Origin of the sequence: Clostridium ragsdalei P11 (assembly GCF_001675165.1) — a bacterium.
Lineage (GTDB): Bacteria > Bacillota > Clostridia > Clostridiales > Clostridiaceae > Clostridium_B > Clostridium_B ragsdalei.
On the sequence record NZ_LROS01000028.1, the window covers coordinates 20,898 to 34,532 of the forward strand.

At 29.4% G+C, this 13,635-nt stretch carries 13 protein-coding genes and 1 rRNA gene; 8 read left to right on the forward strand and 6 right to left on the reverse strand.

Translation table 11 applies throughout. From position 1 onward, the window contains the following. Nucleotides 1-2: 2 nt before the first annotated feature. The 6 genes from mnmE to rpmH form a co-directional block, all read right to left on the reverse strand. Nucleotides 3-1,382 carry a tRNA uridine-5-carboxymethylaminomethyl(34) synthesis GTPase MnmE gene (gene mnmE / locus CLRAG_RS12715; protein WP_065078773.1) on the reverse strand — a complete coding sequence of 460 codons (1,380 nt, stop codon included), beginning with the start codon at nt 1,380-1,382 and terminating at the stop codon, nt 3-5. 143 nt (nt 1,383-1,525) lie between these two features. Further along, nucleotides 1,526-2,152 (reverse strand): RNA-binding cell elongation regulator Jag/EloR, encoded by a 627-nt coding sequence (gene jag / locus CLRAG_RS12720; RefSeq protein WP_065078774.1) that lies wholly within the window; start codon nt 2,150-2,152, stop codon nt 1,526-1,528. Nucleotides 2,153-2,168: 16 nt separating this feature from the next. Beyond that, nucleotides 2,169-2,825, reverse strand: a complete 657-nt coding sequence (locus CLRAG_RS12725; RefSeq protein ID WP_065078775.1) for a membrane protein insertase YidC — start codon at nt 2,823-2,825, stop codon at nt 2,169-2,171. 20 nt (nt 2,826-2,845) lie between these two features. Beyond that, a complete protein-coding gene (yidD, locus tag CLRAG_RS12730) occupies nt 2,846-3,055 on the reverse strand; it encodes a membrane protein insertion efficiency factor YidD (protein WP_065078776.1) in 210 nt (69 codons plus the stop codon). Then, nucleotides 3,052-3,387, reverse strand: coding sequence for a ribonuclease P protein component (gene rnpA, locus CLRAG_RS12735; protein ID WP_065078777.1), 336 nt, complete (start codon nt 3,385-3,387; stop codon nt 3,052-3,054). Before rnpA ends, yidD begins: the two co-directional genes overlap by 4 nt. A gap of 51 nt (nt 3,388-3,438) precedes the next feature. Next, a complete protein-coding gene (gene rpmH / locus CLRAG_RS12740; protein WP_013240860.1) occupies nt 3,439-3,573 on the reverse strand; it encodes a 50S ribosomal protein L34 in 135 nt (44 codons plus the stop codon). Nucleotides 3,574-4,170: 597 nt separating this feature from the next. Between rpmH and dnaA the strand changes: the two genes are divergently transcribed. The 8 genes from dnaA to CLRAG_RS12780 form a co-directional block, all read left to right on the forward strand. Further along, nucleotides 4,171-5,523, forward strand: coding sequence for a chromosomal replication initiator protein DnaA (gene dnaA, locus CLRAG_RS12745; protein ID WP_065078778.1), 1,353 nt, complete (start codon nt 4,171-4,173; stop codon nt 5,521-5,523). Between the two features lie 256 nt (nt 5,524-5,779). Further along, nucleotides 5,780-6,883, forward strand: coding sequence for a DNA polymerase III subunit beta (gene dnaN / locus CLRAG_RS12750; RefSeq protein WP_065078779.1), 1,104 nt, complete (start codon nt 5,780-5,782; stop codon nt 6,881-6,883). A gap of 27 nt (nt 6,884-6,910) precedes the next feature. After that, a complete protein-coding gene (gene yaaA / locus CLRAG_RS12755; protein WP_065078780.1) occupies nt 6,911-7,117 on the forward strand; it encodes a S4 domain-containing protein YaaA in 207 nt (68 codons plus the stop codon). A 69-nt stretch (nt 7,118-7,186) separates the two neighbouring features. After that, the gene (gene recF / locus CLRAG_RS12760; protein WP_065078781.1) at nt 7,187-8,287 is read left to right on the forward strand and encodes a DNA replication/repair protein RecF; all 1,101 of its coding nucleotides are present in this window, start codon (nt 7,187-7,189) and stop codon (nt 8,285-8,287) included. Nucleotides 8,288-8,305: 18 nt separating this feature from the next. Then, nucleotides 8,306-8,569: an extracellular matrix regulator RemB gene (gene remB / locus CLRAG_RS12765; protein WP_013236719.1), complete on the forward strand. Its 264-nt coding sequence runs from the start codon at nt 8,306-8,308 to the stop codon at nt 8,567-8,569. 20 nt (nt 8,570-8,589) lie between these two features. Then, nucleotides 8,590-10,500, forward strand: coding sequence for a DNA topoisomerase (ATP-hydrolyzing) subunit B (gene gyrB, locus CLRAG_RS12770; RefSeq protein ID WP_207644816.1), 1,911 nt, complete (start codon nt 8,590-8,592; stop codon nt 10,498-10,500). A 17-nt stretch (nt 10,501-10,517) separates the two neighbouring features. Beyond that, nucleotides 10,518-12,977, forward strand: coding sequence for a DNA gyrase subunit A (gyrA, locus tag CLRAG_RS12775; protein ID WP_065078783.1), 2,460 nt, complete (start codon nt 10,518-10,520; stop codon nt 12,975-12,977). 538 nt (nt 12,978-13,515) lie between these two features. Beyond that, a 16S ribosomal RNA gene (locus CLRAG_RS12780) occupies nt 13,516-13,635 on the forward strand; the annotation flags it as partial.

A 13,635-nucleotide genomic window follows, 5' to 3' on the forward strand; every position in this document is an offset into this window, starting at 1 on the left:
ACCTACTTTCCTAAACAAAATTGTGAAAATATTTTATCAATTATATCTTCTTCTAAGGTGTCTCCAGTTATTTTGCCAAGATTATTCCATGCATTTCTTATATCTATAGATGCCAAATCTATAGCAGACGTATTCTTTAATGCTCCTAAAGCTTCAATACAACTTTCTTTAGCTCTTATAAGTCCTTCCTTATGTCTTGCATTAGTTATAAATAAATCTCCTGGTTTAACCTCACCTTTAAAAAACAAGTCTTTAATACATGTTTTTATCTTATCCAATCCTTTACCTGTCTTTATTGAAGTTTTTATTATACAACTGGAATCTAAATTACAAATGTCGTCTAAATTTATTTTATCATTTATATCAATTTTATTTAATAGAATTATATATTTTTTATCTTTTACATAATTCATAATCTCTTTATCTTCATCATCCAATTCTTCACTTGAATCCAGCATTAATATGACTAAATCAGCTTCATCTATCTTTTGTTTAGATCTCTCTACGCCAATTTTTTCTACCAAATCCTCTGTTTCCCTTATTCCTGCAGTATCAATTACCTTTATAGGAATTCCATCTATATTCATATATTCCTCTATGACATCCCTTGTTGTACCTGGTACATCTGTAACTATTGCCCTATTTTCTCTAATTAAAGAATTTAAAAGTGAAGACTTACCTACATTAGGTTTTCCTACAATTACTGTATTCAATCCATCTCTGACTATCTTACCTTCTTCTGCAGTGCTTAATATGCGATTTATTTCGTCCAATATTTCCTGTAATCTCATGGAAACCTTCTCTGATGTCATTTCTTCTAAGTCCTCTTCAGGATAGTCAACTGTAGCTTCAATATGTGCAATTACTTCCAAAAGCTTTTCTCTAAGTACATTAATTTCTTTAGAAATCTTACCTGTAGACTGCTGTACAGCTGACTTCATCGAAAGTTCAGTTTTTGCTCTAATTATATCAATTACCGCTTCCGCCTGACTTAAATCTATCCTTCCATTCAAAAATGCTCTCTTTGTAAACTCTCCTGGCTCCGCAATTCTAGCTCCAGATTTAATAACTTCCTCAAGTACTTTCTTAGTTGCCACAACTCCACCATGACAATTTATTTCAACTGTATCTTCTGAAGTATAACTTTTAGGAGACTTCATAAAACTAACAAGTACTTCATCTAATAATTCACCGGTACTTTTTTCTACTATATAACCATATCTCATAGAATAAGGCTTCATATCAATTAAATTTCTATTATTTTTTCCTTTAAATATACTATTAACTATTTTAAGTGAATCACAGCCTGAAATCCTTATAATCGATATGCCACCTTCACCTAAAACCGTAGCTACAGCTGCTATTGTATCAAACTCTTTCATTATTTCACTTCCTCAAAATATAATTTATAAGTATACCTCTACACATAAGATAATCTAACTCTAGCTAATATCTAAAATTATTTTGTGAAAAATAATTATTTTGTATCTCCAATTTATTTTTCTAAATGTAAAAAAGAAAGCCTTTAGGCTTTCTTTAAATCCACTACAACTCTTCTAAAGGGTTCCTGACCTTCGCTATATGTATTCACATAAATATTATTTTGAAGGGCAGAATGAATTATTCTTCTCTCGTAAGGATTCATTGGTTCTAACTTAATTATTCTACCTGTCCTCTTAACCTTTTCAGCTACTCTTCTAGCAAGTCTCTTTAGTGTTTCTTCTCTTTTAAATCTATAATTTTCTGTGTCTAAAACAACTCTCTTATATTCTGTATCATGATTTTTATTTATTACAAGACTTACAAGATACTGAAGTGCATCTAACGTTTCTCCCCTATATCCTATAAGTATTCCCATTTCTTGACCAGTTAAGTATATCTTTATACCATTTTTGTCTTCCTTTATTTCTATTTCAGCCTCTACCTTAATTTTATCTAAAATACTTTTCAAAAATGTTTTAGCTTCATTTATATAATCTCTCTTAACCGTAACTCTTATTTTGGCTGGCCTCGTTCCTATAATATTAAAAAAACCTTTATTGCCTTCATCTAAAACTTCCATTTTCACTTTATTTTCTTCAACTTTTAATTCAGAAAGTGCAGTTTTAAATGCATCCTCTACTGTCTTCCCAGTCGTTTCTATAAAATCCATAACACATGGCCACCCCCTAAGCCTTAATATTTCCCTTTTTCATTTCAATCTTTTTCAAAACAACAGTTTGCGCTATTTGAATTAAATTACTAACAACCCAATAAAGTACTAAAGCTGCTTTAAACTTTATACTCATAAATACCATGAATATAGACATTCCTATATTCATTGTCTTTGCCTGCTTTGCTTGTTCGCTATTACCTGACATCATTAGATATCCTGATAAGAAAGTAGTTATGCCAGATAAAATAGCAAGGAATATATCCGTTTTAGCTAAATCACCTATCCACAAAAAACTAACGCCATTTATTCCTGATAGATTGTTAAAAACATAATAGAGAGCTATTAGAATAGGCCATTGAATTAGAAGTGGTAAACATCCACTAAAAGGACTTGCTCCTTTTTCTTTATATAATTTCATCATTTCTTGCTGTGCTTTTTGAGGATCTTTTTTATATTTCTCTTGTAGCTTTTTTACCTCTGGCTGAATTTCATTCATTATAAGTGAAGATCTTGCTTGTTTTATACCTAGTGGAAGTATTATAATTCTAATTATTATAGTCATTAAAATTATTGCGATACCATAAGACATATTCTGATTAGGTATGACGGAAGTTACACTATGATGTAAAAACTCAAAAAACTGAACAAAAGCATTATTTAGATATTGCAAAATATTAAACCTCCCGAAATTTATTTAACTGGGTCATATCCTCCCTTGCAAAATGGATTGCACCTCAATATTCTCTTTATAGACATAAATCCACCTTTTATAGTACCATATTTCTGCAATGCTTCTACTGTATATTGTGAACAAGTAGGGGAAAATCTACAACATGGACCCTTCAAAGGTGATATATATTTCATATACAATTTAACTAAAAAAATTAAAAATTTTTTCATTTATTATACAAACCTGCTTTTTTAATTAAATTTTTCATGGAATTCTCTATTTCTATATAACTTTTACCATTTGACAAATTCCTAGCTATAAATACTAAATCATATCCAACTTTTATGTCTTCAATATTCAACCTAAAATTCTCTTTGATTAATCTTTTAATTCTATTTCTAATAACACTCTTTCCTACTTTCTTACTCACTGATATACCTAATCTATTTATACCCTTTTTATTTCTGTAAATATATAATACTAATAGATTATTAGAAAAAGATTTTCCTCTTCTATACACAGCCCTAAATTCTGCATTCTTTTTTATTCTGTAAACATTCATATGTTTTTGCTCCTTTTTTCTGCTTGCAGAAAAAGGCCACAAAAGCGGCCCTTATGCTGTTAATCTCTTTCTACCTTTTTGTCTTCTTCTTCTAATAACATTTCTTCCTGACAAAGTTCTCATTCTTTTTCTAAAACCATGCTCTCTTTTTCTTTGTTTCTTTTTTGGTTGATAAGTCATCCACATACTATAACACAACTCCTTTCCAATTTAGCATTTATTTTTTCTTTACTTATTATATATGGAGCGCAATAAATACATTACTCTCATGTAAACTAACATTTATAAAAGCAATCAATCCACCTAATTATAAATCCTAAAGTTTTACTATTAAATTATATATTCACTAAGTTACAATGTCAATACAAAATAAAGACTACAAAAATGGATAAAAAACATTACCTGTTAATATTTTTTATCGGTTTTTGTGGATAACTTCTTGAATAGGTAGTTAGGTTTTGATATTATAAATAGAGACCTGTTAATAACTTTAAAAATATATAACTTATCCACAGTTGTGGATAAAAATGTGCATAAGTTGTTTAATTTTATATAAACTTCCTATTCATTTATACATTTTTAACTATTTTACTAACATTATTCATTGTAGATAATGTTAATATTTATTTTACGGCTATTGTTTATAACTTTTTTTATTTAAGAGATATAAACATATTTATAAACATGTGAATATTTTTATAAACATATGTCAAGAAAATATAATGACGTTTATAATCATGTAAATATGTTGTGAATTATTTTTCTAAGACTGGAGGATACAAAATGAATGCCCATCCAAAAGAAATATGGGAACAATCTTTAAACATAATAAATGGTGAAATTACTGAAGTAAGCTTTAACACATGGATTAAAAGTATTACTCCTGTATCTATTGAAAATGACACCTTCATATTAAGTGTACCAAATGACCTTACTAAAGGCATATTAACTAGTAAATATAAAAATTTAATAGCTAATGCTCTAAAATTAATTACTTCAAAAAAATACAACATTAAATTTTTAATTGCCTCTGAATCAGAAGAAGCTTTAACATTAGACAGCACTAATAAAAGGCACAATAAAAATTCCGTATTGGTAAATGATGAAATGTCAACCATGCTAAATCCAAAATATACTTTTGATTCCTTCGTTATAGGTAATAGTAATAGATTCGCTCATGCAGCTTCACTTGCTGTAGCTGAATCACCTTCAAAAGCATATAATCCTCTATTCATATACGGAGGCGTAGGATTAGGCAAAACTCATTTAATGCATGCTATAGGACACTACATATTAAACAATAATAGCAAATCTAAAGTAGTATACGTTTCATCTGAAAAATTTACAAACGAACTTATAAATTCAATAAAAGATGATAAAAATGTAGAGTTTAGAAATAAATATAGAAATATAGATGTACTCTTAATAGATGATATACAATTTATAGCAGGTAAGGAAAGAACCCAAGAAGAATTTTTTCATACCTTTAATGCATTATACGAAGCTAATAAACAAATAATTTTATCTAGTGATAGACCACCAAAAGAAATACCTACATTAGAAGATAGACTTAGATCTAGGTTTGAATGGGGACTTATAGCAGACATTCAAGCACCAGATTTTGAAACTAGAATGGCCATATTAAAAAAGAAGGCAGACGTTGAAAATTTAAATATCCCTAATGAAGTAATGGTGTATATAGCTACCCAAATTAAATCCAACATTAGAGAACTTGAAGGTGCTCTAATAAGAATAGTTGCTTTCTCCTCACTTACAAATAAAGAAATAAGTATAGATTTGGCAGTAGAGGCATTAAAAGATATAATTTCAAGCAAACAATCAAAACAAGTTACCATAGACTTAATACAAGACGTAGTTGCAAACTATTATAACTTAAAAGTAGATGATTTAAAATCTGCAAGAAGAACAAGAAATATAGCTTTTCCAAGACAAATAGCTATGTACTTGTGCAGAAAACTTACAGATATGTCTTTGCCAAAAATCGGAGAAGAATTTGGTGGAAGAGATCATACTACCGTAATACATGCCTATGAAAAAATATCAACTAATTTAAAACAGGATGAAAGTCTTCAAAATGCTATAGGCGATTTAACGAAACGACTAAATCAAAATTAATTATCAACAACTGTTAATATTATTTAGCAATAACACTGTGCATTAAAAATATTAATATATTTTTTTCTAATTATGTGGATAACGTCAATTTTTATCAATTACTTATCCACAATTATTTTTCGCATTTTTTTATTCAGTATCAACGCATTCAAAGGTTATCCACATAATCACAGCCCCTACTACTATTATTACTAAATTTAATTAATTATCTATATTCTATACATCTTTCTACATTGTGAATAAAGGAGGACATAAAATGAATTTTACATGTACAAAAACAGAATTACAAGAAGCTATTTCCATAGCACAAAAAGCTATCACAGGGAAATCCAGCATGCCAATATTAAATGGTCTGCTTATTACAACCTGTAAAAATCAAATTAAATTAACTGGATCAGATATAGACCTCAGTATAGAAACAAAAATAAATGCAGAAATAAAAGAAGAAGGATCTGTAGTAGTTGATTCTAGAATATTTGGAGAAATTATAAGAAAATTACCTAATGACAATATAAATATTTCCACTACAGAAAATAATTCAATAGAAATAATATGTCAAAAATCTAAATTTAACCTAATTCATATGAATGCAGAAGATTTTCCTGAAATACCTAATATAAATGAAAATATTATTTTTTTAATACCTCAAAAAATACTAAAAGATATGATAAAAAGTACTATTTTCGCTGCAGCTCAAGATGAAACAAGACCTATACTTACAGGCATTTTATTTGAAATTAAGAACAAAAAATTAAATTTAGTGGCATTAGACGGATATAGATTAGCTTTAAAGTCAGAATATCTTAATACAGAAAACATAATAAACGCTGTAATTCCAGAAAAAACTTTAAGTGAAGTTTCTAAAATCCTAGAAGATAATGATGAAAATGTAAATATAACTTTTACACCTAATCACATACTTTTTAATTTAGATAATACTAAAATTATATCTAGATTACTGGAAGGTGAATTTATAAAATATAATTCTATAATTCCAGATGAATTTAATTTGCAAGTAACAGCTAAAAGAGAAGAACTTTTAAGTTGTATTGAAAGAGCGTCACTAATGGCTAAAGACAGTAATACCAATTTAATAAAGTTAGAAATAGAAGAAAACAACATGATAATAACTTCAAATTCTCAATTAGGAATGGTTAGAGAAGAACTAAACATATTATTGCAAGGAGACACATTAAAAATTGCATTTAATTCAAAATACCTAATAGATGTCTTGAAAATAATGGACGAAGAAGAAATTATTATGAAATTCTCTAGCAGCGTAAGTCCATGCGTAATCAAAAATAAAGATAAAGATAATTGCACTTATTTAGTACTCCCTGTAAGACTTTTAAACAATTAAAAATAAAAAAATTGGAGATAATAGAAAATGAATGAAATTAAAATTAATACAGATGTAATAAAATTAGATTCTTTTCTAAAATGGTGTGGGGCTGTTTCACAAGGCTCTGAAGCTAAAATGTTTATAAAAAATGGAATGGTAAAGGTAAATGGAGAAGTAGAAATGAGAAGAGGAAGAAAACTTTCACAAGGATTTACAGTTGAATTTCAAGAAAAAACTTATAAAATTATATAGATGCAATTAAAAATTTAGTATTAAATGTGCATTATATATTGTGATATAATTATAAATAGGTGTTTTTATATGTATATCAAATATTTAAAACTTATTAATTTTAGAAACTATAAGGAACTAGACATAGAATTTGATAAAAATTTAAATGTATTTATAGGAGATAATGCACAAGGAAAAACAAATATATTAGAGAGTATATACTATTGCAGTATAGGCAAGTCACCAAGAACAAATAAGGATAAGGAATTAATAAATTGGAATGGCAAATATGCTTATATAAAAGCTGGGGTATATAGTTCATCACACAACTTAAATGATAAAAAAATAGAGATAAAGATATTCAAAGAAGGCAAAAAGGGAATAAACATAAATTCTATAAGGGTAAATAAACTGTCTGAACTTATGGGAATTTTTAATGTAGTAATGTTTTCTCCAGAAGATTTAAAAATAATAAAAGAATCTCCTTCTTTCAGAAGAAAATTTTTAGATATAGAGCTGTGTAAATTCAGTAAAAGATATTATTATAACTTAGTTCAATATAACAAGGTTCTAAGTGAAAGAAACTTATTACTTAGAAAACGGGGTAGCAGTAATAGTGATATTCTTGATATATACGATATCCAATTGTCTAAATATGGTGCAGTTATAATAGATCTCAGAAATAAATACATAAACAAACTCAGCAAAATGGGTAAAATTATTCATGAAGATATAACTTCACAAACTGAAAAAATAGAATTTAAATATGTAACATCTATAACAGACTTAGATAATGTAGAAAGCAGCTTGTTTAAAGTTTTGGAAACTAATAGACAAAGGGATATAGAAAAAGGTATTACCCTCTATGGTCCACATAGGGATGATTTTGTTACGAGCATAAATGGTATAAATGTAAGAAGCTTTGGTTCCCAAGGACAACAGAGGACATCAGTTCTAACTATGAAATTTGCGTCTCTTGAAATAATAAAAGAAATTACAGGAGAATATCCGGTTTTATTACTGGATGATGTTTTATCTGAACTAGATGCAAATAGACAAAAGTATATATTAAATTCTATAAATGAAATACAAACATTTATAACGGGTACAGGAATTGATGACATTAAAAAAAATGTAAAAAAAGAAAATCAAATATTTATTGTAAAGAGTGGAAAGATGAATAGAATTTAATTTTGAAAGGAGATTGTTATGTTTTTACATTTAGGTGAAAATATAGTTGTTCCGATAAAAGATATAATTGGAATATTTGATATTGAAACTTCAACATATAATTCTGATACAACCCAATTTTTAAGAATGGCTGAAGAAGATGGATTTGTTCAAAAAATTACAAAAGATAAACCTAAATCATTCATTATTGCGGAAGTAAATAAAAAAAGTAGAATTTATTTATCACCTATATCTTCATCCACACTAGCTAAAAGGTCAGAAATTTTATGTTACGAACTCTAAAATAGGAGGATATAGGTATGATGCAAGAAAAAAAGCAAACTTATGATGAAAATCAAATACAAGTATTAGAAGGTCTTGAAGCTGTTAGAAAAAGACCTGGAATGTATATTGGAAGTACTAGTTCAAGGGGGCTTCATCATTTAGTGTATGAGATAGTTGATAATAGCATAGATGAGGCACTGGCAGGATATTGCGATAAAATAAATGTAATTATACATAAAGATAATTCTATAACAGTTACGGATAATGGTAGAGGAATGCCTGTTGGAATGCACCATAAAATGAAAAAACCAACTGTAGAGGTTATAATGACTATACTACACGCAGGAGGAAAATTTGGTGGTGGCGGATACAAAGTTTCTGGCGGACTTCATGGAGTTGGAGCATCAGTTGTAAATGCTCTGTCTGAAATCTGTGAAGTTGAAGTAAAAAGAGAAAGCCATATTTGGAGACAGGTATTTAAAAGAGGAAAAGTAGCAAGCGGACTTGATATAATAGGTGATAGTGAGGAGCACGGAACAAAAATTCACTTTAAACCGGATGCAGAAATATTTGATGAAATAGAATATGATTATGATATATTGGCTCAAAGACTTAGAGAATTGGCGTTTTTAAACAAGGGTATAAAAATAAGGTTAGAAGATGAGAGAGATGATAAAGAAGAAATATTTCACTATGAAGGTGGAATAAAGTCCTTTGTAAGTTATCTTAATAGAAATAAACAACCAATTCATAAAGAGCCTATATACGTAGAGGGCAAAAAAGATGACTACTCTGTAGAAATTGCTATTCAATACAATGATGGGTACACTGAAAATATTTTTGCTTTTGCTAATAATATAGATACAGTAGAAGGTGGAACTCATTTAGCTGGATTTAAGTCAGCACTTACTAGGGTTTTTAATGACTATGCAAAAAAATTTGGTATATTAAAAGAAAATGACAAAAATCTATCAGGAGAAGATATAAGAGAAGGCCTTACTGCAGTTATATCTGTAAAACTTGTAGATCCTCAATTTGAAGGCCAGACGAAAACAAAACTAGGAAATAGTGAAGTGCGTGGCATAGTTGACAGTATAATGGGAGAGTCATTAAATAATTTTTTACAGGAAAATCCTCAAGTAGCAAAGATGATACTTGACAAATCACTTATGGCATCCCGGGCTAGAGAAGCAGCAAGAAAAGCAAGAGAGCTTACAAGACGTAAATCTATACTCGAAAATACTTCTCTTCCAGGAAAATTAGCAGATTGTTCATCTAAAGATCCTTCTGAATGTGAAATATATTTAGTCGAGGGTGATTCTGCAGGTGGATCTGCGAAACAAGGTAGAAATAGAAAATTTCAAGCTATACTTCCACTGCGTGGTAAAATAATGAATGTTGAGAAACAAAGGCTTGATAAAATACTTGGTTATGAAGAAATAAGAGCCATGATAACGGCATTTGGAGCAGGTATAGGAAAAGACTTTGATGTAAATAAAATAAGATACAATAAAATAATAATAATGACAGATGCAGATGTAGATGGTGCGCACATAAGAACATTATTACTTACTTTTTTCTTCAGATATATGAAGGAACTTGTTGAAAAATGTCATGTTTATATAGCTCAACCACCTTTATATAGAGTAGCTAAAGGGAAGAAGGAATACTACGCATATTCAGATGATGAATTAGATGTATTGCTTACTGAAATAGGTGGGAAAGACAGTAATGTAGATATACAAAGATATAAAGGACTTGGAGAAATGGATTCAGAACAACTTTGGGATACTACAATGAATCCTGAAACAAGGACCCTTATTCAAGTAAATGTAGAGGACACTATGGCTGCTGATGAAATCTTTACTATACTTATGGGTGACAAAGTAGAACCTCGTAGAAATTTTATACAAGAAAATGCTAAAAAAGTTGTAAACTTAGATATATAAGTAGAGAGGTGTAATAGATGTTTGATGAAGGAAAAATTTTACCAGTAGACATAAGCCGTGAAATGAAGAAAAGTTATATAGACTATGCTATGAGTGTTATTGTAAGCCGTGCGCTTCCAGATGTACGTGATGGATTAAAGCCAGTTCACAGAAGAATACTGTATTCTATGTATGAGTTAGGACTTACCCCTGAAAAGGGCTATAGGAAGTGTGCAAGAATTGTAGGAGATGTTTTAGGTAAATATCATCCACATGGAGATACAGCGGTTTATGATGCTCTAGTTAGATTGGCACAAGACTTCTCTATCAGGTATACTCTAGTTGATGGTCATGGAAATTTTGGTTCAGTAGATGGAGATAGTGCTGCAGCTATGAGATATACTGAAGCTAAAATGAATAAAATAACACTTGAAATGTTAAGGGGAATAAATAAAAATACAGTAGATTTCGTTCCAAACTTTGATGGTGAAGAAAAAGAACCTTCAGTTTTACCTTCAAGATTTCCTAATTTACTTGTAAATGGTTCTGCTGGAATAGCTGTAGGTATGGCTACGAACATACCACCCCATAATCTTACTGAAGTTATAAATGGTGTCATAATGATAATAGACAATCCAGATATAACAATTAGCGAGCTTATGACGTCTATAAAAGGTCCTGATTTTCCAACTGCAGGACAAATAATTGGCACATCAGGTATAAGAAGTGCCTATGAAACTGGAAGAGGAAAAATATTAGTAAGGGCTAAAGCTGAAATTGAAGAAGTTAAAGGTAGAAACAGAATAATAGTAACTGAAATTCCATATCAAGTTAATAAATCAAAGCTTATAGAAAATATGGCCGACCTTGTTAAGAATAAAAAAATAGATGGAATATCTGATATTAGAGATGAATCAGATAGAGATGGAATGAGAATAGTTATAGAATTAAAAAGAGATGCAAATCCTAATGTAACTCTTAATCAGCTGTACAAACATACAAGAATGCAGGATACTTTTGGTATTATAATGCTTTCTCTTGTAAATAATGAACCAAAAGTACTGAATTTAAAGCAGATGCTTGTATACTATTTAAGATTTCAAGAAGAAATTATAACAAGAAGAACTAAATTTGATTTAGATAAAGCTCAAGCTAGAGCTCATATTCTAGAAGGATTAAAAATAGCATTAGATCATATAGATGAGGTAATACATCTAATAAGATCATCTAAAACTGCAGAAAATGCCAGAAATGGGTTAATGTCTGAATTTAGTCTTTCAGAAAAACAGGCTCAAGCTATCTTGGATATGAGACTTCAAAGACTTACAGGTCTTGAAAGAGAAAAAATTGAAAATGAATATAATGAATTGATGGAAACAATAAAACATCTCAAGGAAATACTAGAAAATAAAGAATTGCTGCTGAAGATAATTAAAGATGAATTAATTGAGATAAGAGATAAATATGGTGATGAAAGAAAAACTGAAATACAGATAAGCAATGATGATATAAATATTGAAGATCTTATTGAAGAGCAGGAAGTAGTAATAACTCTAACTCATTCAGGATATATAAAAAGAATTTCTGCTGATACTTATTCTTCCCAAAGAAGAGGGGGAAAGGGAATACAAGCAATGTCTACAAAAGAGGATGACTTTGTAGAGCACATATTTATTACATCAACCCATAATAATATTTTATTTTTCACTAACAAAGGTAAAGTGTATAAATTAAAGGGTTATGAAATTCCTGATGCTGGTAGAACAGCTAAAGGAACAAATTTAGTTAATTTAATACCTCTGCAAGGAGACGAACAAATTCAAGCAGTTATATCCTTTAAGGAAGTTGATAAGGATAATTATTTTATTATGGCTACTAGATGCGGATTGATAAAGAAGACTAAGATAAGTCAATATGCTTCTATAAGAAAAAATGGATTAAATGCTATAAATTTAAAAGATGAAGATGAACTTATAGGAGTTAGAATGACTACAGGTAAGAGTGAAATTCTTATTTTCACTAAAAATGGATATGCTATAAGATTCAGTGAAGATGATGTAAGACCTACGGGAAGAAATACGACAGGAGTAAGAGCCATAACTTTAAGAACTGGTGACATAGCTGTAGCTATGGATATCGTAGATAAGTCTCAAGATGTTCTTGTAATTAGTGAGAATGGATTTGGCAAAAGAACGCCAGTATCCGAATACACTATTCATAGAAGAGGTGGAAAAGGAATTATCACTTACAAAGTTACAGAAAAAACCGGTTTAATAGTTGGTGCTAGAGTTGTAAAAGATGAGGATGAAATGATGCTCATAAATAGCAGTAATGTAGCTATAAGGCTCAATGTATCTGAGATTTCTGTTACAAATAGAAATACTATGGGAGTTACTCTCATGAGAACAGATGAAGAACAAAGGGTTGTTGCAATTGCTAAAATAAATTGCAGTGATGATACAAGTGATGATATAGATCATAAACAAGTAGAGGAATAATAGGTGCACTTAAATTAAGGAAAATAAATACTATTTAATTTTATATGTATGATATATAAAACGTGTTAAATGGTTTAAATAAAATAAATACTAGTGTCTTGATTAGGACACTAGTATTTATTTTGTTATATTAAAAAAACAACATAACCTAGTGTGTCAGTATAAGAATATTTAAGGAATAAGTATCATAGTGTATGTATTATAAGATAATTTTATATAATGGTGATATTTTTGAATTATGTATATATGTAATGTGTTAGAATAGCAACTGTCGTCATCAAGCGAAGACATTAATTTGAGAATATCAATTGTAATGTCTCATGCAATTCAAAATTAAGTTTTGAAAAAAAGATGTTGACAAAGTAAGAAATAGATGATATACTATAAAAGCTGTCGAAGTAAGACAGCAAAATGATCCTTGAAAATTAAACAGAGGAAGATATAAGTACAACTTATTTAGAATAAACCAGCAATTCTTTTGAGCTGCGAGAGCAGCTAAAAAAGTAATTTCGTAATAAGAAGAGTCAATACAAACTTTTAAATTAAGAGTTTGATCCTGGCTCAGGACGAACGCTGGCGGCGTGCTTAACACATGCAAGTCGAGCGATGAAGCTCCTTCGGGAGTGGATTAGCGGCGGACGGGTGAGTAACACGTGGG

Excerpts from the sequence above, each read along its gene's own strand:
- mnmE (WP_065078773.1), bottom strand. The coding sequence starts at position 1,382 with ATGAAAGAGTTTGATACAATAGCAGCTGTAGCTACGGTTTTAGGTGAA.
- jag (WP_065078774.1), bottom strand. The coding sequence starts at position 2,152 with ATGGATTTTATAGAAACGACTGGGAAGACAGTAGAGGATGCATTTAAA.
- yidD (WP_065078776.1), bottom strand. The coding sequence starts at position 3,055 with ATGAAAAAATTTTTAATTTTTTTAGTTAAATTGTATATGAAATATATA.
- rnpA (WP_065078777.1), bottom strand. The coding sequence starts at position 3,387 with ATGAATGTTTACAGAATAAAAAAGAATGCAGAATTTAGGGCTGTGTAT.
- rpmH (WP_013240860.1), bottom strand. The coding sequence starts at position 3,573 with ATGTGGATGACTTATCAACCAAAAAAGAAACAAAGAAAAAGAGAGCAT.
- dnaA (WP_065078778.1), top strand. The coding sequence starts at position 4,171 with ATGAATGCCCATCCAAAAGAAATATGGGAACAATCTTTAAACATAATA.
- dnaN (WP_065078779.1), top strand. The coding sequence starts at position 5,780 with ATGAATTTTACATGTACAAAAACAGAATTACAAGAAGCTATTTCCATA.
- yaaA (WP_065078780.1), top strand. The coding sequence starts at position 6,911 with ATGAATGAAATTAAAATTAATACAGATGTAATAAAATTAGATTCTTTT.
- recF (WP_065078781.1), top strand. The coding sequence starts at position 7,187 with ATGTATATCAAATATTTAAAACTTATTAATTTTAGAAACTATAAGGAA.
- remB (WP_013236719.1), top strand. The coding sequence starts at position 8,306 with ATGTTTTTACATTTAGGTGAAAATATAGTTGTTCCGATAAAAGATATA.
- gyrB (WP_207644816.1), top strand. The coding sequence starts at position 8,590 with ATGCAAGAAAAAAAGCAAACTTATGATGAAAATCAAATACAAGTATTA.
- gyrA (WP_065078783.1), top strand. The coding sequence starts at position 10,518 with ATGTTTGATGAAGGAAAAATTTTACCAGTAGACATAAGCCGTGAAATG.